The 21,885-nt window shown below is 65.0% G+C and carries 28 protein-coding genes; 7 read left to right on the forward strand and 21 right to left on the reverse strand.

Annotated elements, in window-relative coordinates; all coding sequences use genetic code 11:
• Window positions 1-48: 48 nt before the first annotated feature.
• Complete coding sequence (locus V6U71_RS10635; protein ID WP_411342200.1) at window positions 49-864, reverse strand: hypothetical protein; 816 nt, start codon at window positions 862-864, stop codon at window positions 49-51.
• A gap of 132 nt (window positions 865-996) precedes the next feature.
• Here V6U71_RS10635 and lipB point away from each other — a divergent pair, with 132 nt between their 5' ends.
• Together lipB and V6U71_RS10645 are read left to right on the forward strand one after the other, a co-directional pair.
• Complete coding sequence (lipB, locus tag V6U71_RS10640) at window positions 997-1,650, forward strand: lipoyl(octanoyl) transferase LipB (protein WP_411342201.1); 654 nt, start codon at window positions 997-999, stop codon at window positions 1,648-1,650.
• A 10-nt stretch (window positions 1,651-1,660) separates the two neighbouring features.
• The gene (locus V6U71_RS10645) at window positions 1,661-2,002 is read left to right on the forward strand and encodes a hypothetical protein (protein ID WP_411342202.1); all 342 of its coding nucleotides are present in this window, start codon (window positions 1,661-1,663) and stop codon (window positions 2,000-2,002) included.
• A gap of 3 nt (window positions 2,003-2,005) precedes the next feature.
• Here V6U71_RS10645 and queE read toward each other — a convergent pair whose 3' ends face one another.
• The 7 genes from queE to V6U71_RS10680 form a co-directional block, all read right to left on the reverse strand.
• The gene (queE, locus tag V6U71_RS10650) at window positions 2,006-2,638 is read right to left on the reverse strand and encodes a 7-carboxy-7-deazaguanine synthase (RefSeq protein ID WP_411342203.1); all 633 of its coding nucleotides are present in this window, start codon (window positions 2,636-2,638) and stop codon (window positions 2,006-2,008) included.
• Window positions 2,635-3,324 (reverse strand): 7-cyano-7-deazaguanine synthase QueC, encoded by a 690-nt coding sequence (gene queC, locus V6U71_RS10655; RefSeq protein WP_411342204.1) that lies wholly within the window; start codon window positions 3,322-3,324, stop codon window positions 2,635-2,637. Before queC ends, queE begins: the two co-directional genes overlap by 4 nt.
• Before the next feature lie 193 nt (window positions 3,325-3,517).
• Window positions 3,518-3,913 carry a DUF3617 domain-containing protein gene (locus V6U71_RS10660; protein WP_411342205.1) on the reverse strand — a complete coding sequence of 132 codons (396 nt, stop codon included), beginning with the start codon at window positions 3,911-3,913 and terminating at the stop codon, window positions 3,518-3,520.
• Window positions 3,914-4,081: 168 nt separating this feature from the next.
• Window positions 4,082-4,996, reverse strand: a complete 915-nt coding sequence (locus V6U71_RS10665) for an Hsp33 family molecular chaperone HslO (protein WP_411342206.1) — start codon at window positions 4,994-4,996, stop codon at window positions 4,082-4,084.
• Window positions 4,993-5,919 carry an ornithine carbamoyltransferase gene (gene argF / locus V6U71_RS10670; protein ID WP_411342207.1) on the reverse strand — a complete coding sequence of 309 codons (927 nt, stop codon included), beginning with the start codon at window positions 5,917-5,919 and terminating at the stop codon, window positions 4,993-4,995. The genes V6U71_RS10665 and argF overlap by 4 nt, the downstream gene beginning before the upstream one ends.
• A gap of 28 nt (window positions 5,920-5,947) precedes the next feature.
• Complete coding sequence (locus V6U71_RS10675) at window positions 5,948-7,135, reverse strand: aspartate aminotransferase family protein (protein WP_411342208.1); 1,188 nt, start codon at window positions 7,133-7,135, stop codon at window positions 5,948-5,950.
• A 116-nt stretch (window positions 7,136-7,251) separates the two neighbouring features.
• The gene (locus V6U71_RS10680; RefSeq protein ID WP_411342209.1) at window positions 7,252-8,238 is read right to left on the reverse strand and encodes an LLM class flavin-dependent oxidoreductase; all 987 of its coding nucleotides are present in this window, start codon (window positions 8,236-8,238) and stop codon (window positions 7,252-7,254) included.
• 173 nt (window positions 8,239-8,411) lie between these two features.
• Between V6U71_RS10680 and V6U71_RS10685 the strand changes: the two genes are divergently transcribed.
• Together V6U71_RS10685 and V6U71_RS10690 are read left to right on the forward strand one after the other, a co-directional pair.
• The gene (locus V6U71_RS10685) at window positions 8,412-9,035 is read left to right on the forward strand and encodes a YqiJ family protein (RefSeq protein WP_411342210.1); all 624 of its coding nucleotides are present in this window, start codon (window positions 8,412-8,414) and stop codon (window positions 9,033-9,035) included.
• A 63-nt stretch (window positions 9,036-9,098) separates the two neighbouring features.
• Window positions 9,099-10,793 carry a flotillin family protein gene (locus V6U71_RS10690; protein ID WP_411342211.1) on the forward strand — a complete coding sequence of 565 codons (1,695 nt, stop codon included), beginning with the start codon at window positions 9,099-9,101 and terminating at the stop codon, window positions 10,791-10,793.
• A gap of 70 nt (window positions 10,794-10,863) precedes the next feature.
• Here the strand turns inward: V6U71_RS10690 and V6U71_RS10695 are convergent, their stop codons facing one another.
• Complete coding sequence (locus tag V6U71_RS10695; protein WP_411342212.1) at window positions 10,864-11,316, reverse strand: Lrp/AsnC family transcriptional regulator; 453 nt, start codon at window positions 11,314-11,316, stop codon at window positions 10,864-10,866.
• Between the two features lie 73 nt (window positions 11,317-11,389).
• On the opposite strand from V6U71_RS10695, the gene V6U71_RS10700 reads away from it, so the two are divergent.
• Window positions 11,390-11,980: a LysE family translocator gene (locus V6U71_RS10700; protein ID WP_411342213.1), complete on the forward strand. Its 591-nt coding sequence runs from the start codon at window positions 11,390-11,392 to the stop codon at window positions 11,978-11,980.
• A 68-nt stretch (window positions 11,981-12,048) separates the two neighbouring features.
• Complete coding sequence (locus V6U71_RS10705) at window positions 12,049-13,065, forward strand: aldo/keto reductase (RefSeq protein ID WP_411342214.1); 1,017 nt, start codon at window positions 12,049-12,051, stop codon at window positions 13,063-13,065.
• Here V6U71_RS10705 and V6U71_RS10710 read toward each other — a convergent pair.
• Window positions 13,050-13,619, reverse strand: a complete 570-nt coding sequence (locus V6U71_RS10710) for a hypothetical protein (RefSeq protein WP_411342215.1) — start codon at window positions 13,617-13,619, stop codon at window positions 13,050-13,052. The genes V6U71_RS10705 and V6U71_RS10710 overlap by 16 nt on opposite strands.
• A 47-nt stretch (window positions 13,620-13,666) precedes the next feature.
• Here V6U71_RS10710 and V6U71_RS10715 point away from each other — a divergent pair, with 47 nt between their 5' ends.
• Window positions 13,667-14,134: a DUF411 domain-containing protein gene (locus V6U71_RS10715; protein WP_411342216.1), complete on the forward strand. Its 468-nt coding sequence runs from the start codon at window positions 13,667-13,669 to the stop codon at window positions 14,132-14,134.
• Window positions 14,135-14,136: 2 nt separating this feature from the next.
• On the opposite strand, the gene V6U71_RS10720 is transcribed toward V6U71_RS10715, so the two are convergent.
• The 11 genes from V6U71_RS10720 to glmU form a co-directional block, all read right to left on the reverse strand.
• Window positions 14,137-14,388, reverse strand: a complete 252-nt coding sequence (locus tag V6U71_RS10720; protein WP_411342217.1) for a hypothetical protein — start codon at window positions 14,386-14,388, stop codon at window positions 14,137-14,139.
• Window positions 14,389-14,411: 23 nt separating this feature from the next.
• Entirely contained in the window at window positions 14,412-15,284 is an 873-nt protein-coding gene (locus tag V6U71_RS10725; RefSeq protein WP_411342218.1) for a dienelactone hydrolase family protein, read from the reverse strand.
• 175 nt (window positions 15,285-15,459) lie between these two features.
• Window positions 15,460-16,131, reverse strand: coding sequence for an HAD family hydrolase (locus V6U71_RS10730; RefSeq protein WP_411342345.1), 672 nt, complete (start codon window positions 16,129-16,131; stop codon window positions 15,460-15,462).
• Window positions 16,122-16,676: a hypothetical protein gene (locus V6U71_RS10735; protein WP_411342219.1), complete on the reverse strand. Its 555-nt coding sequence runs from the start codon at window positions 16,674-16,676 to the stop codon at window positions 16,122-16,124. The genes V6U71_RS10730 and V6U71_RS10735 overlap by 10 nt, the downstream gene beginning before the upstream one ends.
• 27 nt (window positions 16,677-16,703) lie before the next feature.
• Window positions 16,704-18,527, reverse strand: a complete 1,824-nt coding sequence (glmS, locus tag V6U71_RS10740) for a glutamine--fructose-6-phosphate transaminase (isomerizing) (RefSeq protein WP_411342220.1) — start codon at window positions 18,525-18,527, stop codon at window positions 16,704-16,706.
• Window positions 18,528-18,544: 17 nt separating this feature from the next.
• The gene (locus tag V6U71_RS10745) at window positions 18,545-18,913 is read right to left on the reverse strand and encodes a PIN domain-containing protein (RefSeq protein WP_054727421.1); all 369 of its coding nucleotides are present in this window, start codon (window positions 18,911-18,913) and stop codon (window positions 18,545-18,547) included.
• Window positions 18,910-19,134 (reverse strand): ribbon-helix-helix domain-containing protein, encoded by a 225-nt coding sequence (locus tag V6U71_RS10750; protein WP_054727423.1) that lies wholly within the window; start codon window positions 19,132-19,134, stop codon window positions 18,910-18,912. The genes V6U71_RS10745 and V6U71_RS10750 overlap by 4 nt, the downstream gene beginning before the upstream one ends.
• Window positions 19,135-19,164: 30 nt before the next feature.
• Window positions 19,165-19,629, reverse strand: a complete 465-nt coding sequence (locus V6U71_RS10755; RefSeq protein ID WP_411342221.1) for a GNAT family N-acetyltransferase — start codon at window positions 19,627-19,629, stop codon at window positions 19,165-19,167.
• 1 nt (window position 19,630) lies between these two features.
• Window positions 19,631-19,948 (reverse strand): hypothetical protein, encoded by a 318-nt coding sequence (locus V6U71_RS10760; RefSeq protein WP_411342222.1) that lies wholly within the window; start codon window positions 19,946-19,948, stop codon window positions 19,631-19,633.
• The gene (locus V6U71_RS10765; RefSeq protein ID WP_411342223.1) at window positions 19,945-20,493 is read right to left on the reverse strand and encodes a GNAT family N-acetyltransferase; all 549 of its coding nucleotides are present in this window, start codon (window positions 20,491-20,493) and stop codon (window positions 19,945-19,947) included. Before V6U71_RS10765 ends, V6U71_RS10760 begins: the two co-directional genes overlap by 4 nt.
• Window positions 20,494-20,497: 4 nt before the next feature.
• Window positions 20,498-21,856: a bifunctional UDP-N-acetylglucosamine diphosphorylase/glucosamine-1-phosphate N-acetyltransferase GlmU gene (gene glmU, locus V6U71_RS10770; RefSeq protein ID WP_411342224.1), complete on the reverse strand. Its 1,359-nt coding sequence runs from the start codon at window positions 21,854-21,856 to the stop codon at window positions 20,498-20,500.
• Between the last annotated feature and the right edge of the window lie 29 nt (window positions 21,857-21,885).

The raw sequence follows: 21,885 nt of genomic DNA on the forward strand, positions 1-21,885 counted from the left end.
GTCTGTGCCTGTGTTGCGACCGTTTTCCTTCGCCGCCTATGATGACGGTCACTGGAATATGTCGGACGATCCTCCGACCGTGAGCTGGCGATAGGTGGCGGCGGTGATCGCCAGGGTGACGATACCGCTGATCGCAGCGAAGCCGGCTTCGGCAAACCCCGTCAGTATCCGGCCGACTCCCTCGCCGGTGCCCGCCACGACCCCGACGACAATGCCGACGATCATCGCCGCAATGAAAAGGACCAGCGTGACGAGAAACAGGAACAGGAAGATGCGCCACCCATTGTCCCGCGTCAGCGCCCAGCTTTCCTGCAGTGCGGCCGCCGGATTATATTGAACCCGGTCGGCGATCAGCGGCGACACGACCGCCACCCGCCCCCACAGATAGGCGCCAAGCGCGGCGAACGCGATCAGGCCGACGAACAGGAACAGCATGCCCGGCGCGCCGCCGATCGCGGCGCCGGGGACAATGAGCACCACCGCGATCAGCGCGATCGCAAGCCCCATCAGGAATTGCACGGCGATCATCGTCGGGATCATCTTGAACGCGAAGGCCAGCGCATCGCCGACGCTGACGCTCGACCGCGACAGCCAGAGGCGGAGGATACCGACCCCGCCGATGGCCGCGATCACTGCGACGAGCAACTGGAACGGAACCGCCTGCCGCGCACTTTCGCGAAAGCTCGTCATCATCTGCTCGAAGGTCGCCCCGGCGGCGGGCTCGATCGGCGTGGGGCCGAACCAGCTGACCGCCAGCGTTGGCAGGAACAAAAACACCGCGGCGATCGTGCCGGTCAGCGCACTGTGCGATTTCAGCAGCGTCATGCTGTCTTCCCACGCCGCGCCCATGTCGAATTTTGCCATTGATACCCCGTTGTTTTTTATGGTCCTGAACGCGGCGAGACTGACAATCTTCCTTCCCTCTGTCCAGCCTTGTCACCGATCGCGCTTCGGCCCCTTGCGCCGCGCGCCGCATCGGGGCAGGAAGCGCGCGCAATGACGCTGCCCCCGCCCCCCGAATGGATCGTCTCGCCGGGCCATACCGATTACGAAACCGCGCTCTTGGACATGGAGACCCGAGCCGCGGCGATCCATGGCGGAGAAGCGGGCGAGCGCATCTGGCTGCTCGAGCATCCGCCGCTTTACACCGCCGGTACCAGCGCCGACCCCGCCGAGCTGCTCGACCCGCGCTTTCCGGTCTATGACGCCGGCCGCGGCGGGCGGTACACTTATCACGGGCCGGGCCAGCGCGTCGGTTATGTCCAGCTCGACCTCAGCCGGCGCGGGCGCGACGTGCGCGCTTATGTGTCGGCGCTCGAAGGCTGGGTGATCGATACGCTCGCCCAGCTCGGCGTCGAGGCGCGCCGCGCCGAGGGACGGATCGGCATCTGGACCGACGACGCGCAAGGCCGCGAGGCGAAGATCGGCGCGATCGGGGTGCGCGTACGGCGCTGGGTCACGCTGCACGGCTTTTCGCTCAACGTCGCGCCCGACCTGTCGCATTTCGGCGGCATCGTGCCGTGCGGCATCGCCGAATTCCCGGTCACCAGCCTCGCCGCGCTCGGCAAGCAGGCCTCGTTCGCCGATGTCGACGCGGCGCTGGCGGCAAGCCTGCCCGCCTTTCTCGACAAGCTTCGGGCAAGTGATTAGGAACGGCCCCATGACCCGCATTCTCCTCCCTTCGCTCCTGCTTCTCTCGCTTGCCGCCTGCGGCGGCGGCGACAATGCGGGCAAATCGACCGCCAAGCTCGACGCGGTCGAAGTTCAGCCCGGCACGATCAGCGATTCGATGATCATCCTTGATGATGCGGCGACCGACGGAACCGCGGTCGACAACAGCGTCCCCGACGACGGCACCGCCAAGCCGGCCGCCAAGACCGAAGCGGACAAGGAAGAGGCTGACGACGAAACAAGCGGCGGTAGCGAAAATCCCGATGCCGTCGCCGTGCCCGCGGTCAAGAAAGCCGTCACGACCGACCCCGCCGCCAAGAAGAGCGAATAGCGCTCAGCGCAGCCCGAGGCTCTTGTGCGTCTGGAGCGACAGGCGCCAGCGCGGATCGGCCATCACCAGATCGATGCAGCGCCGGACATTGTCGGCCGCGTGCGGATCGTCGAGCGGCTGGATCAGCCGGTGCGCGAAATCCAGCGATGCCAGCATTTCGACATCGCTGCCCGGCTGCGGCCAGACCAGTTTGAGTTCGTCACCGCTTCGCTGCACCAGTTCGCTACCCGCCTTGGGGCTGATGCAGATCCAGTCGATGCTGCGCGGCACCGGCAGCGTGCCGTTGCTTTCGATCGCGATCGTAAAGCCCTGTGCATGGAGCGCATCGATCAGGGCGTCATCGACCTGTAGCATCGGTTCGCCGCCGGTGAGCACGACATAGCGGTCACCCGGCGCCTCACCCCAGCTTTCCGCAATGACTGCGGCAAGCGTCTTGGCATCGCGATATTTGCCGCCGAGGGTGCCGTCGGTACCGACGAAATCGGTGTCGCAGAATTTACAGACCGCCTTGGCCCGATCCTGTTCGCGCCCGGTCCACAAATTGCACCCGGCAAAGCGGCAGAAGACGGCGCGCCGGCCGGCCTGCGCGCCCTCCCCCTGCAGCGTGAGGAAAATCTCTTTGACCGCGTAGGTCATGCGCCGGCGTAGCGGGTCGGGTCGGGCAGCCCCGCGTCGGCGAAGCCCTTGCTGCGCAGGCGGCAGCTGTCGCACAGGCCGCAGTGGAGATGATCGGGGGTGGGATCATAGCAGGACCAGCTCATCCCCGCGTCCATGCCCAGCCGTGCCGCCTCGGCCGCGATGTCGGCCTTGGTCATATGCTGGAGCGGGGCGTGAATGTGGAAATCGACCCCCTTGTCGCCGTCGCGCGTCGCAAGCCGTGCCAGATCCTGAAATCCGGCGATGAATTCGGGGCGGCAGTCGGGGTAGCCCGAATAGTCGAGCGCGTTGACCCCGATGACGATGTCCTGCGCCTGCCGCGCCTCGGCGAGCCCGAGGGTCAGCGACAGGAAGATGAGGTTGCGCGCCGGGACATAGGTAACGGGTACCTCGTCAGCGACCCCGTCCTTGGGCACGTCGATGTCGGCGGTCAGCGCCGAACCGCCGAAGCGGCGCAGGTCGAGCGGCAGCACGATATGCTCGGCCGCCCCGACATGGTCGGCGATGCGCGCCGCGGACTCAAGCTCGACGCGGTGACGCTGGTTATAATCGATCGTCAGCGCGACGATGCGCGCGCCGGCTTCGCGCGCCAGCCCCGCACAAACCATCGAGTCCAGTCCGCCCGAGAGAAGGACGATCAACGTTTTTCCGGCAAGATTCTGCATCGGCGCCCGATACGCCCGCGCCGGAGACGGCGCAAGGGACTGATCGGTTGCCCCGCCCCAAAAGAAAGGGCCGCATGGCTCTCGCTATACGGCCCAAGTCGGCAAGAAGCCGTTAGGGAGAAGGACACACATCGGTGCGCCGTGATCCCGAAGCTAATCGCCGATGGTTAACATCGCGTTACGAAAGGCGCCGTCAATTCGTCGCGGTACAGGCGCCGACCCGCCGCGCCTCGATCGCCTGCGAGAAAGGCCGGCCTTCGGCGATGCCCTGCGTGTCGATCTGGACCAGCCGGTTGGTTTCGGCGCGAATGCTGGTGCGGCCGTGTCCGGCGCCCGGGCAGGTATAATGGACCGTCACCGAATTGGGCACATCCTCGATGACATAGCGCGAGCAGCCCGAGCGCGGGTGGTAGATCTGGATCATCCGCCGCGCATCGCCGAGGCAGAAGGTCTTCACCACATCGGGCTTGCCGCGCTCGCGAAGCTGCCAACTGCCTTTCTCGAGCCGGTCGAGCATCGCCAGCGACGGCGCCTGCGCCGGCACGGCGCTCGCACCGGCAAAGGCAAACGCCGCCACAGACCATCGCATGAAGGGAGCCAAGATCGCCATTTCCACCTATCCACTGGCCGCCCGGCACGGGCGAAATTGCGACCCCGTTTGACACAAGGTAGCGACACCCCGACAGGATTTCAACCGCTTGGCGCTGGATTGCCTCGTTTCGCCGTCTCGATTTGCGACGAAATGCCGCAGGCCCGCTCAGTGACGCGACGCGATGTCTTCGAGCGCGATCGGAAAAATGCGCGAGCAAAAGGCGCAGTCGACGACGATTTTCCCTTGCTCGTCGGCCATGTCCTGCCGCTCGGTCTCGGGAAATTGTGCGAGGACGCCGGCGAAATAATCGGGGCTGCACCGGCAGCCGCGCGATACCGCCGTTCCGGGCTCGATCCGCACTTCGTCCTCGTGGAACAACCGCCAGGCGAGGGTTTCCAGCGAGGTCGCCGGATCGGTCAGTTCCTCGTCCTTCAGCGTCGTGCCGATCGTCTTCGCATGCTCCCACTCGGGAAGGTCGTGGCGGACATGCAGACGGTCGCGCCCGACCTCGCCCTCGGGAAGATGCTGGAGCAGCATCCCGCCGGCGACGCAGCCGGCTTCGGCGTCGTGGCGCGCGGCGAGCTTGATCAGGCTCGAAATCTGCTCCGACTGCTCGAAATAATGCTCGGCCGCGGCGCCGATCGAGGCGCCCTCAAGCGGCACGATACCCTGATAGCGCTCGCCGGTCGCCTCCTGATCGAAGGTGATTGCGAGAAAACCCTCGCCGAACAGGGCGAACAGCGTCGGGTCCGAGCCCACTTCGGCCAGCCGCTCGGCATCGAATTTCAGATAGCCGCGCAGTTCGCCGCCGCGATAATCACAGACGAGCAGTTCGACCGGCCCGCCGCCGGTCTGCGCCTGCAGCGTCATCTGCCCGCCTTCGGTCTTGAGCGTCGAGCCGAGCAGCACGGTCAGGACGAGCGCCTCGGCGAGCAGCTTTTCGGCGACCGGCGGATAGCTGTGCGCCGCCATGATCGTGTTGAGCACGGGGCCGAGCCGCACGAACCGGCCGCGGACATGCCGCGCCGCGATGGTGAAGACCAGCGGCTGGTCGAACCAGGTTTCGATCGTCTCGCTCATAGCTTGCCGAGCGCCCAGAGCAGGATCGACTTCTGCGCGTGGACGCGGTTTTCGGCTTCGTCCCAGATGCGCGATTGCGGGCCGTCCATCACCGCGTCGACCACTTCTTCGCCGCGATGCGCGGGGAGGCAGTGGAGGAAGATCGCGTCGCCCTTCGCCGCGGCCATCAGCCGTTCGTCAACCTGATAGGGCGCCATCGCCGCCAGCTTGTTGTGCGCATGGTCCTGCCCCATCGAAACCCAGGTGTCGGTGACGACGAGGTCGGCCCCGGCCACCGCTTCCTGCGCGTCGCGCACGATGTCGATGCGGCTGCCCTTCGCTCGCGCCGCCTCGACGAACGCCGCATCGGGATCATAGCCCTGCGGGACACCGGCGCGGATATGAAAGCCGAACAGTCCGGCCGCCTCGATCAGCGAAGCGAGCACATTGTTGCCGTCGCCGAGCCACGCGAGTTCAAGACCGGGGAGCGACTTTCCGCTTTCGACGATCGTCAGCAGGTCGGCGACGATCTGGCACGGATGCGAGAGGTCGGTCAGCCCGTTGATCACCGGGACGCTTGCATATTCGGCCAGTTCCTCGGCCTTTTCATGATGGTCGGTGCGGATCATGATCGCATCGGCGTAGCGTGACAGGACGCGCGCCGTGTCGGCGATCGTCTCGCCGCGGCCGAGCTGGGTCACGCCCGCGTCCATGATCATCGATACGCCGCCGAGCTGACGGATCGCGATGTCGAACGACGCGCGGGTGCGCGTCGAATTCTTCTCGAACACCATCGCCAGCACATGCCCGGCGAGCGGGGCATCGGCATCGGCTTTCGCCTTGGGCCAGCCCGCGCGCGCCGCCTTGCGGTCGATCGCGTCGGCAAGCATCGCCGCGACCGCGTCCCCGCCCGCGTCGGACAGGTTCAGGAAATTCCGCATCACGCCCTCCGTTCTGCAGGAACGGAAAACATCAGGACTCGGGCGGCGTATAGCTCGCCGCGCCTGCCGAGAGTTTCTCGATGAATTCGGCGATATGGCTGTCGTCGATGTTGAGCGGCGGCAGCACGCGGACGACATTCTCGCCCGCCGCGACGGTGAGCAGCCCGTGGTTGTCACGCAGGTGCGCGACGAAGGCGCGACTGTCCGAATTGAGCTTGAGGCCGAGCATCAGGCCGACGCCGCGGACGCTGTCGAAGAGCTGGTCGTGGTTCGGAATGAGCTGCTCGAGCGCACCGCGCAGCCGTTCGCCGGTCGCCTTGACCGACGCGAGGAAACCTTCCTCGAGCACGACGTCGAGCACCGCCTGCCCTGCCGCGCAGCCGAGCGGGTTGCCGCCATAGGTCGACCCGTGCGTGCCGATGACCATGCCGCGCGCGGCCTTTTCGGTCGCGAGGCACGCGCCCATCGGGAAGCCGCCGCCGATACCCTTGGCGCTCGCCATGATATCGGGGGTGACGCCATAATGCTCATAGGCATAGAGATGGCCGGTGCGCGCGACACCGCACTGGACTTCGTCGAAGACGAGCATCAGGTCGCGCTGGTCGCAGATGTCGCGCAGCGCCTGCAGGAACGGCTGCGACGCCGGGCGAATGCCGCCCTCGCCCTGGATCGGTTCGACAAGGAAGCCCGCCGTATTGTCGTCGACCAGATCGAGCGCGGCGTTGATATCGTCGAAGGGCGCATAGGCGAAGCCCGGCAGCAGCGGGTCGAAACCCTTGCGCAGCTTTTCCTGGTTGGTCGCCGAGATCGTCCCGAGCGTGCGGCCGTGGAAGGCATTGTTGAAGGTGATCAGCGTGTGCTTCTGCGGATTGTCGCCGCTCGAATGATAGGCGCGCGCGGTCTTGATCGCACATTCGACCGCCTCGGCGCCCGAATTGGTCAGGAAGACCGTGTCGGCAAAAGTGTTCTCGACCAGCCGCGCGGCATAGGCCTCGCCCTGCGGGCTGCCGTAGAGGTTCGAGACGTGCATCAGCGTCGCGGCCTGTTCCTGAATCGCTTTCGTCAGGTGCGGATGGCCATGACCGAGCAGGTTGACCGCGATGCCGCTTGCGAAGTCGAGATAACGCTCGCCGCGCTCGCCGATCAGATAAGCGCCCTCGCCACGCACCGGACGCACGCCACACCGGGGGTATACGGGCATCAGCGGCGTGATCGTCATGGCAGGCACCTTTCAGTCAAAAGTAAAAAGGCGACCCCAAAACGGGCCGCCCTTGGTCGGACCGCCCCTATACTGCCGCAGCCGGAGCCGCGTCAACACGCGGGCGCGCAACGGGTTCAGAGCGACTTTCCGGCCTCCATCGTCAGCGTCAGCGAATGCTTGCGCGCTTCGGGATCGTACATCGACGAGGCGACGATCACTTCATCGACGCCGGTGCGTTCGACGAAGGCCTTGAGCCCCGCTGCAACGTCGTCGGCGGTTCCGACCGCGGAGCATTGCAAAACATGGTCGAGGATCGCGCGCGCATTCGGCGGCAGGCCGTCCTTATAGCCCGCAAGCGGCGGCTTCATCTTACCGGGATTGCCGGTGCGCAATGCGACGAAGGCCTGCTGCTGCGACGAGGCGAGCAGTTCGGCTTCCTCGCGTGTGTCGGCGGCAAAGACATTGAACGCCGCCGCGGCATAAGGCTCGGACAATTGTGCCGAAGGTTTGAAGTTGCGGCGATAGATGTCGAGCGCTTCGTCGAGCGCGTCGGGCGCGAAATGGCTGGCGAAGGCATAGGGTAGCCCGAGCATCGCTGCGAGCTGCGCGCCGAACAGGCTCGACCCCAATATCCAGAGCGGAACGTTCGTCCCCTCGCCGGGCACCGCGCGAATGCCGAGTTGCTCGTCACCCGCCAGAAAGGCCTGGAGTTCAACCACATCTTGCGGAAACTGCCGCTCGTCGCTCGCGAGATTGCGGCGCAGCGCCCGCGCGACAATGCCGTCGGACCCCGGCGCGCGTCCGAGCCCGAGATCGACGCGGCCCGGAAACAGCGCCTCCAATGTCCCGAACTGCTCGGCGATCACCATCGGCGCATGGTTCGGCAGCATGATACCGCCCGCGCCGATGCGGATCGTCGAGGTCGCCTGCCCGATATGCGCGAGCACGACCGACGTCGCGGCGCTGGCGATCCCCGCCATCCCGTGATGTTCGGCGACCCAATAGCGTTCGTAACCGAGCGCCTCGGCATGGCGGGCCAGATCGGCGGCGTTGGCGAGCGACTGGGCAATCGAACCGGTGTCGGTGACAGGTACGAGATCGAGGAAGGAGAGTTTCGTCATGAAACCGATATGCGGTCGACAGGCCGGCGGTTCAAGCAGGCGCCCGGTTATTCAAACGAGGCGGCACCGATCATCGTAGCGAACGCAGTCCGGCTAGCCGGCGGAATGCGCTGGCGTTTGCTTCCAATACAGCTGCGCTTGCCAAAGATGGTATTGATGGCCAAGAAAAGCCGATGTTCGATCAGTTCCTTGCCCCCGAAAATGTCGTGTTCAATTCGGCGCTGCTATTGATGCTTCTGATCGGCGTGGTTCAGGCGACGGGGCTTTCGGGCGACATCGACGGGACGGATATGGACGCGACCGGCGACGCAAGCGCTGCGAACGCGCTCCTCGCATGGGCGGGGATCGGGCGCGTGCCGTTTCTGATGTGGCTGGTGCTGTTTCTGGCCATCTTCGGTGCATTGGGGCTGGGACTCCAGCAATTGATGACCGCACTGACCGGTGGGGCGGGATCGAATTTGCTGATGGTGCCGCTGACTGCGCTGGCTGCCCTGCCCCCGACCAGTGCCGCTGCACGGATCGTCGGCCGGATATTTCCCGGCCTCGAAACCACCGCGATCGACCGCGACGAACTCATCGGACTCTATGCGCAAATCAGCATCGGCACGGCGCGTGAAGGCCATCCCGCCCGCGCCCAGGTTATCGACCGGCACGGGCAGACGCATCAGATCATGGTCGAACCCGACAGCCCCGACCAGGTTTTCCAGACGGGCGAAAAACTCTTGTTAGTCAAGCGCGAAGGCGAATTGTTCAAGGGATTTACGAACGGCGATTTCTATTTACCCCGGCTCGACTGATCCTAATATCGATCATCAGCCTTCCAAGGTCTGGAAGCGCGAATCGGGGGTTATGGACAGTCCATGATTGAAATCGCCATCTACGCCGGGATCGGGCTTGCCGCCCTGTTGATCCTGGGACTTATCATCACGCGACTTTATCGCCGCGCCACCAAGGAAATAGCGTTTGTACGCACCGGCTTTCGCGGCGAACGCGTCGTGATGAACGGCGGCGCGTTGGTGTTGCCCGTGTTGCACGAAACGATGCCGGTCAACATGAACACGGTGCGGCTAGCGGTCGAGCGCAAGAATACCGACGCGCTGATCACCCTCGACCGGCTGCGCATCGACGTGAAGGCCGAATTCTACGTCCGCGTCCGCCCCGATGGCGGCGCCATCGCCATGGCGGCGCAGACGCTGGGCCTGCGCACCATGAATCCCGAGGCGCTGAAGGATCTCGTCGAAGGCAAGTTCGTCGATGCGCTGCGTTCGGTCGCCGCCGGGATGACGATGAACCAGTTGCACGAGCAGCGCGCCGATTTCGTTCAGAAGGTGCAGCAGGTCAGTTCGAACGACCTTGCGATGAACGGGCTCGAACTGGAATCGGTGTCGCTGACCGGCCTCGACCAGACGTCGATCGAGCATTTCAATGCGAACAACGCCTTCGATGCCGAGGGTCTGACGAAACTGACCGAACAGATCGAACTGCGCAAAAAAGCGCGCAACGACATCGAGCAGGACACGCGCGTCCAGATCGAAACCAAGAATCTGGAAGCCGACAAACGCAGCTTCGAAATCTCGCGCGACAACGAGTTCGCCAAGCTGAGCCAGGAACGCGAGATCGAAATACGCCGTGCCGAGCAGGCGGCCGAAGTCGCGCGCGAGCAGGCGCAGCGCAACCAGGAAGCCGAAAATGCGCGAATTCAGGCCAAGCAATTGGTCGATGCGAAACAGATCGAAGCCGACCGGGCCATCGAGGAAGCACGCATTGCCCAGGAACAGGCGATCGAACTTGCCCGGCAGGAACAGCAGATCCTGATCCAGAACAAGAGCCGCGAGGAAAGTCAGGCGCGCGCCGAAGCCGATAATGCGCGCGCAACTGCGGTTGCCGCCGAAGAGCAGGTATCGACTGCGCGCGAAACGGAGATTGCCGAACGATCGAAGCGCATCGAACTGATCGAGGCGGCCAAGGAAGCCGAACGTCAGGCAATTTCGGTCAAGGTGCAGGCCGAAGCGGAAAAGGAGGCTGCGTCGAATCGCGCCTCTGCGTTGCGGCTCGAGGCCGAGGGCGAAGCGGAAGCCGAAAAATTGCGCGCCGAGGCGGCGCGCGTCCGTTTCGAGGTCGAAGCGGCAGGCCAACGCGCGATCAACGAAGCGGCGAACATTCTTTCGTCGGGGCAGATATCGCTGCAGACGAAGATGGCACTGCTCAAGGTCCTGCCCGAGGTTGTTCGTGAGGCAGCGAAACCGATGGAGGCGATCGATTCCATCAAGATTGTGCAGGTCGACGGCCTTGGCCAGAATGCCGGTGGTTCATCCGTCGCCGGCGGCGAGCCAGGCAGCGGCAATCTTGCCAGCAACGCCGTATCCGCAGCCCTCGCCTATCGGGCACAAGCGCCCGTCATCGACAGCCTGATGAAGGAATTGGGTTTTGACGGAGGGTCGCTCGACGCGCTGGTCAAGGGGGCCGTAACCGCGCCTGTCGAGGTACCGCTCGTTGAAGCCACCGAAAAGCCAAATCGCAAACGCGGCACTTCCACGGCAACCGATATCGAATAGCGCCAAGCGCCCCACCAACTCCACACGCAAGCCCGACGGTCGAACTGATCGCCGTCGGGTTCCGGGCCAACTATGCCCGCTCGTCCTTGGGCGAGCCCATCAGCACATAAGTGGTGATCGAATTCACCTGCGGCAGCACCCCGAGCACCTCGGTATGGAAATGTTTGTACGCCGCCAGATCCTCGGTCTCGACACGCAGCAGATATTCGATCGTGCCGGTGACATTGTGGCATTCGCGCACCTCGGGCGCCGTCGCCATTGCCGCTTCGAAGCCCACCTGCGACTTCTTCGTATGCGACGACAGTCCGACGGCGACATAGGCGATGAAGGAGAGACCGCGCTTCGCGGGGTCGATTTGCGCGCGATAGCCGGTGATGACGCCGCTGCGTTCGAGTTCCTGAACGCGGCGCAGGCACGCCGAAGGCGAAAGCCCGACCCGCTCGGCGAGTTCGAGGTTCGAGATTCGCCCATCGCACGACAGCTCGTGCAATATCTTGCGGCTTATGGCATCCATCTTGGTCATTGATTGCATATCCTAACCCATCGCCGCCAATCTTTGCAATCCATCGTGATATGAAACGCATTATGTTGCGTGCATGGAACAGACCACTCTTGCCGCGCTTTCCGCCTTCGCGCTCGTCTCGTCGATCACGCCGGGGCCGAACAATATGATGCTGATGGCGTCGGGCGCCAATTTCGGTCTCCGCCGCACGGTGCCGCACGCGCTCGGCGTCGGCATCGGCTTCACGCTGATGATCGTCCTCGTCGGCATCGGGCTGATGGGCCTGTTCGACCTGTTCCCGGTGCTGAACCTCGTGCTCAAGGTGGTGAGCGTCGCCTATCTCCTGTGGCTGGCGTGGAAGATCGCGGGCGCCGCCGCACCCGACACCGAAAGCGGCGCCCGCGGCAAGCCGATGACCTTCGTGCAGGCGATGCTGTTCCAGTGGGTCAACCCCAAGGCCTGGTCGATGGCGCTGACCGCGATCGCGCTCTACGCGCCCGACCGCAATCTCGCCGCGGTGCTGCTCGTTGCGATCGTCTTCGGTCTCGTCAACCTGCCGTCGACCAGCCTGTGGGCGGTGATGGGCACCGCGCTGCGCGGCTGGCTGTCGAGCCCGGCGCGGCTCAGGGCGTTCAACTGGACGATGGCGGCGCTGCTCGTCGGATCGCTCGCGCTGCTGATCTGACCCGATTGCAAGGTTGCGAGACGCAACCTATGCACGGCGCTCCCTTCCCCTGACCGGAGAACAGAGCCATGCAGAGCCGCCGCCTCGGAAAAAGTGCCATCCATGTGTCCGACATCTGCATGGGGACGATGACCTTCGGCAGCCAGACCGACGAAGCCGAAGCGTTCCGCGTCCTCGACCGCTGTTTCGACGCCGGGATCAACTTTTACGACACTGCCGAGGGCTATCCGGTGCCGCCCGACACCAAATGGGTCGGCCGCACCGAGGAGATCGTCGGCCGCTGGATGAAGACCAAGCCGCGCGACGCGATCATCATGGCGACCAAGGTTTCGGGGCCGAGCCACGTCTGGTTCAAGTCGCCGTGCCGCGGCGGGATGACCGCGCTCGACCGCAAGAATATCATGCAGGCGATCGACGACAGCCTGACGCGCCTCCAGACCGACTATGTCGACCTCTACCAGACGCACTGGCCCGACCATGATGCGCCCTACGACGAAATCATGGATGCGCTCGACGAACTCGTCCGGGTCGGCAAGGTCCGTATCCTCGGCTGCTCGAACGAGACGAGCTGGGGGCTGATGAAATCGCTCGCGGCGTCGGAAAAGCTGGGCGTCGCGCGCTATCACACGATCCAGAACAATTTCAGCCTCAACAACCGCCGTTTCGAGGACGAATTGGCGCAGGTATGCCGGCAGGAGGGCGTCAGCCTGATCCCCTATTCGCCGCTCGCGGGCGGGGTGCTGTCGGGCAAATATCAGGGCGGCGCCACCCCCGAGGGCGCCCGTTTCTCGCGCTATCTGAAGATGGAAGGCCGGCAGGCCGCGATGGGCCGGCGGTTCGTCAACGAACGGAGCCTCGCCGCGACCGAACGCTACCTCAAGATCGCAGAGGAAGCCGGGCTGCACCCGGTCACGATGGCGACGGCCTGGTCGAAACAGCATGACTTCGTCGCCTCGACGATCGTCGGGGTCAGCGCCGACGATCAGGTCCAGCCGATCCTCGACGCGATGGAACTGGTGCTCGACGACGAGGTGATGAAGGCGCTGCACAAGGTGAGCCGCGACATCCTCTACCCGATGGGGTGAAGGCCCGGCCATTCGAGGACGAGCGCTTCGCCGGGGCGGAGCGCCCGCCATGCCTTTGCGAGCCGGTCGAAAGCACCGAACACCTGCGGCCTAGCGGCGTCCAGCCGTGCGCGCTCGTCGGCGCTCAGCGATGCGCGCGTCCGGTCAGCCTCGCCGAGCGCCGCACGCCGTGCGGCGCTGTCGGGCCGGGTAGCGCTCCGCCAGTCGACGTCGAACAGGAAGGCGGCGAGTTCGGACAATTCGCCTTCGCGTCCCTGCGCCCTGATCAGCTTCGCGCCCTTCGCAACCTGTTTGCGAGCCGCACGCTGACGCTCCTTTGCCGACAGCGTCCCGCCGGCCTCGACATGGAACGACCCGGCGTCGCCGCCCGCCGCGATCTGACCGAACACGCCGGTTTTCAGGCCAATCGCAGCCTCGACGACGAAATGGACCATGTCGTGCGGCAGGTCGGGATCGAAGCCGGGCGCGGGGTCCATGACGAGCGCCGGGCCGGCGCCGCGCTCGATGCGCATGCTGTAGCGGCGTTCGCCCGAACGGATGAAATGGACTTTCACGGGTCCCGCCTATAGGCTCGCCGCACCCTCTGCCAAAAGGATTTGCGATGACCTCTGTCCGCCGCGCGTTTTACGCCCTCGCCGCATTCTCCGCCATCATCGGCACCGCGCACGCCGCCAATCCGACGATGTTCCGCGACGCCGGCTGCGGCTGCTGCCTGAAATGGCTGGAACAGGTGCAGGCGTCGTTCGGCAAGAAGGCGGTGGTCATCAATTCGCAGGACATGACCGCGGTGAAGGACAAGCAGGGCGTGCCGCAGGCGCTGCGCAGTTGCCACACCGTGCTCGTCGGCGGTTATGTGATCGAGGGCCATGTGCCCGCCAAGGAAATCGCCCGCCTGCTCCGTGAGAGGCCCAAGGGGGTCAAGGGCCTTGCCGTCGGCGGGATGCCGATGGGATCGCCCGGCATGGAGCATGGCGACCACCGCGAGGCCTATAAGGTCATGACCTTTGGCCCCGCCGGCCAGCGCGTCTATGCGAGCTATGCCGCAAGCGGCGGTGCTCACGCGCACTGACGTCAGTCGCCGCTGCTGCCGCTGTCCCCGGAATCGCCGTCGCTGCCGCTGTCGTCGCTCGCATCATCGGCCCCATCGTAGAGGCTGTCGGTCGCGTGGAGGCCGATACTGGTCGCCGCGAAATTATACGACCCGTCGTCGGCCTCGCCGTCGCGGCTGAACAATCCCGCAAAGGCGCCGTTCCAGGCGAAGAGCGCGATGAGCGCGAGGATGAAGGCGCCGACGCCGCCGAGAATGAGCAGGTCCATGTCCATGGCGGCGCCCCCTCCCCGCCCCGTCAGGCCAGTTCGGTCTTGAAGAGCGCGAGCATCCGGCCCCACGCCTTTTCGGCGGCGGCTTCGTTATAGGCGCGGCCGTCGGGCGGGCACCAGCCGTGCATCGCGCCTTCATAGACCTCGACCTCGTGCCAGTGCGGCGACGGCGCGAGCGCTTCCTTCAGCAAGACCTTCTCGCTCGGCGTTTCCTTGTCGTCATTGTCGGCGATCGCGAACAGATAGCCCGCGTTGGTATCGCCGATCAGCAGGTGCGGACTGTCGGGCTTGTCGGTGGCGACGCCGCCGCCGTGAAAGCTCGCCGCCGCGCCGACGCGGTTCGGGCTCAATGCGGCGGTATAGATCGTCATCGCGCCGCCCATGCAATAGCCGGTCGTGCCGATCCGGCGCTTCGTATCGACCTCCGGCTGCGCATCTAGGAAAGCGAGACGCGCCTTTGCATCAACCTCCACCGGTGCCCGCGTGAGCTGTTTCAGATAGCCGAACAGTTTCTCGCGCACCTCGGGCACGTTGAAATCGTTCGCCGCATCGACGACGGGCGATTTCTGCCAGCGGTAGAAAGGATTGACGGTCAGCACCGCATAGCCCTCTGCCGCGAGGCGGTCGGCCATCTGGCGAAAGGCCGGACGTAAGCCCCGGATATCGGGCCACACCAGCACGCCGGGATGCTTGCCCTCGGCGGGCGCTACGAAATAAGCGTCGGCGGTGCCGTCGTCGGTCGTGATCGTGACGTCGCGACCCTTCACGGGCTTGCCCGCCATCGCCTGCACCGGGAGCATCGTCGCCAGTGCGCCGACGCCGGCAAGCGCGGTAAAACTGCGCCGCGCGACGGGCATTCCGGCGCGATCGAGATCGGCTTCAGTGGCTTCGGTACACATGCTGTCTCTCCTTTGGGGGATTCGGGAAAGTGACGGAAAACTGCGTAACTTTACGCGCGATTGGCTTCTCGGTTGCGCTGGCGAATGGCTCAGCACCTCGCATCGCGGCAGGCTAATATGGCGATCTTTTTTAGGACAGCGATTTTTCCTCCCTGTGGCGAAGCCATGAGGAAGATCAGTTCGATATCGGCGCCGCCAGTGCGATCTCGTCGAAGCTGTGCGCCACATGATGCACCCCGACCCCGCGCAGCATTTCGCCATGCGCCGCGCGGTCGGCGATATGGCCCGCGCCGCAGAAACCGACGACGGTCATCCCCGCCGCAATCGCCGCCATGGCCCCGGTCGGCGAATCCTCGATCGCCAGGCAGGACGCGGGATCGACGCCGAGCCCCTTGGCCGCGGCGAGATAGATGTCGGGATGGGGTTTGCCGCGATCCCAGCCATCGGCGCTGTACACATGCGCGCCGAAGTGATGCCCGAGCCCGAACAGACCGAGCGCCCAGCCGATATATTCGGCGCGGCTCGACGAGGCGATCGCGCGCGGCAGCGACCCCAGCGTGTCGAGAAAGGCGGGCGCCCCGGGCACCGCGTCGAACCCTTCCATGAAGCGCGCCCGCGCGCGGGTCCGATGCGTCTCGCGAAAATCGGCGGGCAGCGCGCGGCCGAAGCGCGCCTCGATCCGCCGCTGCGTCTCCTGCCAGTTATGCCCGTAATAGTCGCGCAGGCATTCGTCGTAGGTCGTGGGCATATCCGCCGCGGTCAGGCTTTCGGACAGCGAAAGATTTGCGCGTACCTCGCTGTCGGCGATGACGCCGTCGAAGTCGAAGATGATGGCGGCTACCCTGATCGTTTTGGTCCACTATCACCAAGAGAGTAAAGCCGTCGATCAACGATCATTGGCGTAACACCAAGGCGTTTAGCCACCCTTTTTGCAATTGCCAGATAAGATATCCACCCTGCGACCGATTTCGGGTTGATGTCAGTATCCACGATAGACATCAGCGCGGCACAAGCTCGACGATCGATTACCGCAAATTTGTTGGGATTTGTCCAAGTCAATATTGCGGATGCCGTTGGAACCCCGACGCCCCCTAACCCAATCAACAAACGCATCTGAATTTCGACATCTGGTTCAGCGAACGCAAGCCCGGTCAGTCGAAGGACCGCCGCGTTCGAATTGCCTTCAAGAGCCTTTAAAGCCTTGCTTTTCGCAAGCTTCCCTCCGTTCTTCTCCCGAGCAATCTCTATAAGCTGCTCTCGATTAAGCGCAGTGGGCGGCGAAGGATAACGATGCAGGATCGCTTGCAGACTGGGCGGATACTGCTTTTCAACCCCATCATTCAAAAAATCCGCGATCAGCGCTATCGATGCGTCTGCCAAGGCAAGAGACATGCGTATTGTCCTACAGCGGCGATGCCCTCACTCCACCGTCACCGACTTCGCCAGATTGCGCGGCTGATCCACATCGGTCCCCTTCGCCACGGCGACATGATAGGCCAGCAACTGCACCGGCACCGCGTACACCAGGGGCGCGATCAGCGGGTGGACCTTGGGCATTTCGATCGTCGCCATGCAGCCGTCGCCGGCTTCGGCGAGGCCTTCGGCGTCGCTGATCAGGACGACCTTCCCGCCGCGAGCGCGGACTTCCTGCATGTTGCTGACGGTCTTTTCGAACAGCGGGCCCGAGGGGGCGAGGACGATGACCGGTACCGCTTCGTCGATCAGCGCGATCGGGCCGTGCTTCATTTCGCCCGAGGCATAGCCTTCGGCGTGGATATAGCTGATTTCCTTGAGCTTGAGCGCGCCTTCGAGCGCGAGCGGATAGTCGGGGCCGCGGCCGAGGTAGAGGACGTCGCGCGCGGGGGCGACGAGATGCGCCATCGCCGCGATATCCTCGTCATGCTGGAGCGCGGCGTTGAGAGCGGCGGGCGCCTCGATCAGGTGCCGGACGATTTCATGCTCCTCGTCGGCGCTGAGCTTGCCCTTCTTGAGCGCGAGGTGCGCGGCGAGCGCGGCGAGCACCGCGAGCTGGCAGGTGAAGGCCTTGGTCGAGGCGACGCCGATTTCGGGGCCGGCGTGGGTCGGGAGGAGCAGGTCGGCTTCGCGCGCCATGCTGCTGGTCGGCACATTGACGACGACCGCGATCGTCTGCCCGTTCGCCTTGCAATGACGGAGCGCCGCGAGCGTGTCGGCGGTCTCGCCCGACTGCGAGATGAAGAGCGCGAGGCCGCCGGGCTGGAGCACCGGGTCGCGATAACGGAATTCGGACGCGACATCGATGTCGACGGGGACGCGCGCGAAAGTCTCGAACCAGTATTTGGCGACCATGCCGGCGTAGAAGCTGGTGCCGCAGGCGACGATGGTGATGCGATCGATCGCGCTGAGGTCGAAATCCATCTGCGGCAGCGCGACGGTCTGTTCGAGCGGGCGGATGTAGGAGGAGAGCGTTTGCGCGACGACGGTCGGCTGCTCGAAAATCTCCTTCTGCATATAGTGGCGGTAATTGCCCTTCTCGATCGTAGCCGCGCTGACGCCGCTGGTCGTGATCTCGCGCTCGACCGGATTGTTGTATTCGTCGAAAATGCGCGCGCCGTCGCGGGTGATGACGACCCAATCGCCTTCCTCGAGATAGGCGATCTGCTGCGTCAGCGGCGCGAGCGCGAGCGCATCGGAGCCGAGATAGGTTTCGCCTTCGCCATAACCGACGACGAGCGGCGAACCGAGGCGCGCGCCGATCAAGAGGTCGGGATGGCTGCGGAAGGCGATGGCGAGCGCGAAAGCGCCGCGAAGCTGCGGCAGCACCGCCTGCACCGCTTCCTCGGGCGACTTGCCAGCCTCGACCTCTTCCGAGACGAGATGCGCGACCACTTCGGTATCGGTTTCGCTTTCAAAGCTGCGCCCGCGCGCGGTCAGCGCCTCGCGGAGCGGCTTGAAATTCTCGATGATCCCGTTGTGGACCAGCGCAACTTCGCCCGTTGCATGCGGGTGGGCATTGTTCGTCGTCGGCGCGCCATGGGTCGCCCAGCGCGTGTGCGCGATACCGACGAGGCCGGGTGCCGGATTGCCGGCAAGTTCCTTCACCAGATTGGCAAGCTTGCCCTCGGCGCGGCGGCGGACGAGCTCGCCGCCCTCGACCGTGCACACGCCCGCCGAGTCATAGCCGCGATATTCCATGCGCTTCAGCCCGTCGACCAGACGGTCCGCCACCTGGTCCTTGCCGATGATTCCGATAATTCCGCACATGTGGGTCTGGCTTTCTTTCAGAGCGTGTAGGGAACGCGAATACCCGGCATCGATGCCGGAAACACTTTGATATTGCGCGTTACGAGGATGCGGCCCGATATTTGCGCGGTTGCTAAGACGAAGGCGTCGGCCATCGTCAAGCCCTTGCGTTCGGCCCTCAACGCAGCAGCGCGTCGGGCCACCGCATCGCCGACCTCCTCGATCGCGAAACAGCCGAGAAACGCCTCGACTGCCTTCACCGACGCGGGGTCGGCGGCCGACATCACCTCGGTCCAGCTGATCCGGCTGACGCTCTTGCGCCCGGCGCGGCGGATCTCGCTGCGCGCCGCCTCGACGCCGTTCAGCGCGTCGATGAGGATATCGCTGTCGAACTGCGCCTCGATCATTCGCGCTTGCCCCGCAGGCGCCGCTGATATTTGAGCCCGTCGCCGATATCGTCACGCGAACGCCATATCCCGAAGCCATTGTCGATCGCGTCGCCCGATATGTCGGCGCGGTACGCGCTCACCGCGCGGCGCATCAGCTCGGCGCGCGAGACACCCTGCGACGCCGCGAGCGCATCGAGCCACTGGACATCGTCATCGGGAATATCGGCGAGGAAGCGCATGCGAGAATGATATCATATCATGATATCAAGTCAATCGATCAGCTTGCGGTAAACGAGGAAGCCCGATTTTTCCGCGATCCGGTCGTAGAGCTGCATCGCCGTGCTGTTCGTTTCGTGCGTCTGCCAATAGACGCGCCGGATCGCCTGCCCCCGCGCCGCCGCATAGACCGCCTCGATCAGCGCCCGCCCGACGCCCGTGCCGCGTGCCTGTGCGGCCGTGAACAGGTCCTGCAGGTAGATCGACGGCTGCAGCGCGGTGGTGCTCCGATGGAGCAGATAGTGGGTGAACCCCAGCAGCGCGCCGTCCTGTTCGGCGACAAGCGCGAACATCGGTTCATAGGGATCGAAGAAGCGCGCCCATGTCGCCGCGGTGATCTCGGGCGCCAGCGCGGTATCGCCACTGCGGCCGTAAAATTCGTTATAGCCGTCCCACAGCGGCAGCCACCGGTCGTAATCGGCAGGGACGGCGGGACGGACGATCGGCGGGCCGGCCATCTCAGCTCCGCCCGAAATTCCGGTCGACGAAGATCATCGCGAACTGCCACGGATCGGCGGCTTCGCCATTGCCGGCTGCGAAACGCTGCTGCCCGTCGGCCCAGATCCGCTGGATCTGCGCCGGCAGGTCGGGGCCGAATTTCATCTGCTGCGCAACGATCTCTTCCCAGCTTCCACCCGTCACGCCGAAGCTCTGGCGGAGCTGCGGCACCATCGCCTTGCAGTAATTCTCCGTCGCGGGGTCGAGATGGCCGATCGCCTTCAGCACCCAGGCATCGACGAAACGGAGGAAGGGCTTGTCTTCGTAACGGTCGCTCACTTGAACTGGGTCTCCACTTTTTGCCACTCGTCCTTGAGCAGGCCGAAAATCAATGAATCGCGGACGCCGATATGCGTTTCCCATTCGCCGCGCAGATGCCCCTCGCGCCGGAAGCCCAGCTTTTCGAGGAGCGCGATCGACCCGGCGTTGTCGGGGTCGGTATCGGCGAAGATACGGCGCAGCCCGCCTTCGGTAAAGCCGTGCGCGATAACGCAGGCGACCGCTTCGCGGGCCAGCCCGCCGCCCCAGCGGTCGCGGCGGAGGATATAACCCACCTCGCCCACCCCGGGCTTGCCGTCCATCAGGATCACCCAGCCGAGCGCACTGTCATCGCCGGCCGCGGTAATCGCCCAGCAGAGCCAGCCCTGCCCTTCTTCGGCATTGCGCGTGACATAGGCCTCGGTCTCGGCGAGCGACTGATGCGGACCGCTCGACCACCAGGTCATCAGTTGGGCGTCGGACAGCACCGCGAACAGCGCCGCGGCATCGTCGGCGCGGAGCTGGCGCAGCACCAGCCGCGCGGTGGTCAGCGTCGGGGCGGCCATCGTCCTATTTCTTCTCCGCCGCCTTTTTCTTGCGCATCGTGTCGTGGAAGCGGTCGGCCCAGCCCGGTTTGACGAGTTGTTCGGCGCGCACCATGCGCAGGTCGCCGTCGCCGACATCGCGCGACACCGCGCTGCCCGCGGCGACGATGGCGTCGCGGCCGATCGTCACCGGCGCGATCAGCGCGCTGTTCGACCCGATGAAGGCATTTTCGCCGATCACCGTCTGATATTTGAAATAGCCGTCATAATTGCAGGTGATCGTCCCCGCGCCGATATTGGCGCCCGCGCCGACCGTCGCGTCGCCCAGATAGGTGAGGTGGTTCGCCTTGGCACCCTTGCCCAGATGCGCCTTCTTCGTCTCGACGAAATTGCCGATCTTCGCTTTCTCTTCGAGCACCGTGCCGGGGCGGAGGCGTGCGAAGGGGCCGATCTCGCAGCCCGCGCCGATGTTCGCGCCTTCGATATGGCTGTTGGCGCGGATCGTTACATGGTCGCCCACTGTGACGCCGGGACCGAAAAAGACATTGGGTTCGATCGTCACGTCGCGGCCCAGTTCGGTATCCCAGGAGAACCAGACGGTATCGGGCGCCCGCAGCGACGCGCCGCCCGCCATCGCCTCCTCGCGCTTGAACGCCTGCCACTGCGCTTCGGCGGTGGCGAGTTCGGCGCGGCTGTTGATCCCGGCGACATCGTTCGGATCGGTCGTCACGACTGCGCACGACCGCCCGTCGGCGTTCGCGATGTTGACGATGTCGACGAGGTAAAATTCCTTCGCCGCATTGTCGTCGGTGACGCGTGCGAGCAGCGCGAACAGGTCGCGTGCCTTTGCCGCCATCAGGCCCGAGTTGCAGAGCCGGACCGCGCGCTCGGCGTCGGTCGCGTCCTTGTGCTCGACCATCTTGGTCACCCGGTCGCCAGCAGTAATCACGCGGCCATATTGCAGCGGGTCGGCGGGTTCGAACGCGAGGACGACGACTGCGGGCGCATCGGCGGCGCCGAGCCGATCGATCATCGACTGCATCGTCGCGGTCGGGACGAACGGCACGTCGCCATAAAGAATCAGCACATCGCCGTCGAAACCGGCCAGCGCCCCCTCGCCCTGCTGCACCGCGTGGCCGGTGCCGAGCTGCGGGTCCTGCACCGCCAGTTCGGCCGAACCGCCGAGCGCGGCTTCGAGCTGGTCGGCCTTGTCGCCGACGATCACCACCTTCTTCGCGGGGCTCAGCGCGTCGACGCTCGCCATCAAATGCAGCAGCATCGGCCGGCCCGCGATCGGGTGCAGCACCTTGTGAAGGTCGGATTTCATGCGGGTGCCCTTGCCGGCGGCGAGGACGATAGCGGCGATCGGTCGATTTGTGGTCATGCGCGCCCCCATGCCAGCAAATCATTGCG

It is taken from the genome of Sphingopyxis sp. J-6, assembly GCF_046603995.1.
Taxonomy (GTDB): Bacteria; Pseudomonadota; Alphaproteobacteria; order Sphingomonadales; family Sphingomonadaceae; genus Sphingopyxis.

What these genes read in the sequence shown, in the direction of transcription:
- V6U71_RS10715 (WP_411342216.1), top strand. Translation starts at nt 13,667, where the DNA reads ATGACCTCTGTCCGCCGCGCGTTTTACGCCCTCGCCGCATTCTCCGCC.
- V6U71_RS10725 (WP_411342218.1), bottom strand. Translation starts at nt 15,284, where the DNA reads ATGTGTACCGAAGCCACTGAAGCCGATCTCGATCGCGCCGGAATGCCC.
- V6U71_RS10765 (WP_411342223.1), bottom strand. Translation starts at nt 20,493, where the DNA reads ATGGCCGCCCCGACGCTGACCACCGCGCGGCTGGTGCTGCGCCAGCTC.
- V6U71_RS10665 (WP_411342206.1), bottom strand. Translation starts at nt 4,996, where the DNA reads ATGAGCGAGACGATCGAAACCTGGTTCGACCAGCCGCTGGTCTTCACC.
- V6U71_RS10735 (WP_411342219.1), bottom strand. Translation starts at nt 16,676, where the DNA reads ATGTCTCTTGCCTTGGCAGACGCATCGATAGCGCTGATCGCGGATTTT.
- V6U71_RS10755 (WP_411342221.1), bottom strand. Translation starts at nt 19,629, where the DNA reads ATGGCCGGCCCGCCGATCGTCCGTCCCGCCGTCCCTGCCGATTACGAC.
- V6U71_RS10750 (WP_054727423.1), bottom strand. Translation starts at nt 19,134, where the DNA reads ATGCGCTTCCTCGCCGATATTCCCGATGACGATGTCCAGTGGCTCGAT.
- V6U71_RS10645 (WP_411342202.1), top strand. Translation starts at nt 1,661, where the DNA reads ATGACCCGCATTCTCCTCCCTTCGCTCCTGCTTCTCTCGCTTGCCGCC.
- V6U71_RS10660 (WP_411342205.1), bottom strand. Translation starts at nt 3,913, where the DNA reads ATGCGATGGTCTGTGGCGGCGTTTGCCTTTGCCGGTGCGAGCGCCGTG.
- V6U71_RS10675 (WP_411342208.1), bottom strand. Translation starts at nt 7,135, where the DNA reads ATGACGATCACGCCGCTGATGCCCGTATACCCCCGGTGTGGCGTGCGT.
- V6U71_RS10695 (WP_411342212.1), bottom strand. Translation starts at nt 11,316, where the DNA reads ATGACCAAGATGGATGCCATAAGCCGCAAGATATTGCACGAGCTGTCG.
- glmS (WP_411342220.1), bottom strand. Translation starts at nt 18,527, where the DNA reads ATGTGCGGAATTATCGGAATCATCGGCAAGGACCAGGTGGCGGACCGT.
- V6U71_RS10680 (WP_411342209.1), bottom strand. Translation starts at nt 8,238, where the DNA reads ATGACGAAACTCTCCTTCCTCGATCTCGTACCTGTCACCGACACCGGT.
- queE (WP_411342203.1), bottom strand. Translation starts at nt 2,638, where the DNA reads ATGACCTACGCGGTCAAAGAGATTTTCCTCACGCTGCAGGGGGAGGGC.
- queC (WP_411342204.1), bottom strand. Translation starts at nt 3,324, where the DNA reads ATGCAGAATCTTGCCGGAAAAACGTTGATCGTCCTTCTCTCGGGCGGA.
- V6U71_RS10690 (WP_411342211.1), top strand. Translation starts at nt 9,099, where the DNA reads ATGATTGAAATCGCCATCTACGCCGGGATCGGGCTTGCCGCCCTGTTG.
- V6U71_RS10635 (WP_411342200.1), bottom strand. Translation starts at nt 864, where the DNA reads ATGGCAAAATTCGACATGGGCGCGGCGTGGGAAGACAGCATGACGCTG.
- lipB (WP_411342201.1), top strand. Translation starts at nt 997, where the DNA reads ATGACGCTGCCCCCGCCCCCCGAATGGATCGTCTCGCCGGGCCATACC.
- V6U71_RS10705 (WP_411342214.1), top strand. Translation starts at nt 12,049, where the DNA reads ATGCAGAGCCGCCGCCTCGGAAAAAGTGCCATCCATGTGTCCGACATC.
- V6U71_RS10720 (WP_411342217.1), bottom strand. Translation starts at nt 14,388, where the DNA reads ATGGACATGGACCTGCTCATTCTCGGCGGCGTCGGCGCCTTCATCCTC.
- glmU (WP_411342224.1), bottom strand. Translation starts at nt 21,856, where the DNA reads ATGACCACAAATCGACCGATCGCCGCTATCGTCCTCGCCGCCGGCAAG.
- V6U71_RS10700 (WP_411342213.1), top strand. Translation starts at nt 11,390, where the DNA reads ATGGAACAGACCACTCTTGCCGCGCTTTCCGCCTTCGCGCTCGTCTCG.
- V6U71_RS10745 (WP_054727421.1), bottom strand. Translation starts at nt 18,913, where the DNA reads ATGATCGAGGCGCAGTTCGACAGCGATATCCTCATCGACGCGCTGAAC.
- V6U71_RS10685 (WP_411342210.1), top strand. Translation starts at nt 8,412, where the DNA reads ATGTTCGATCAGTTCCTTGCCCCCGAAAATGTCGTGTTCAATTCGGCG.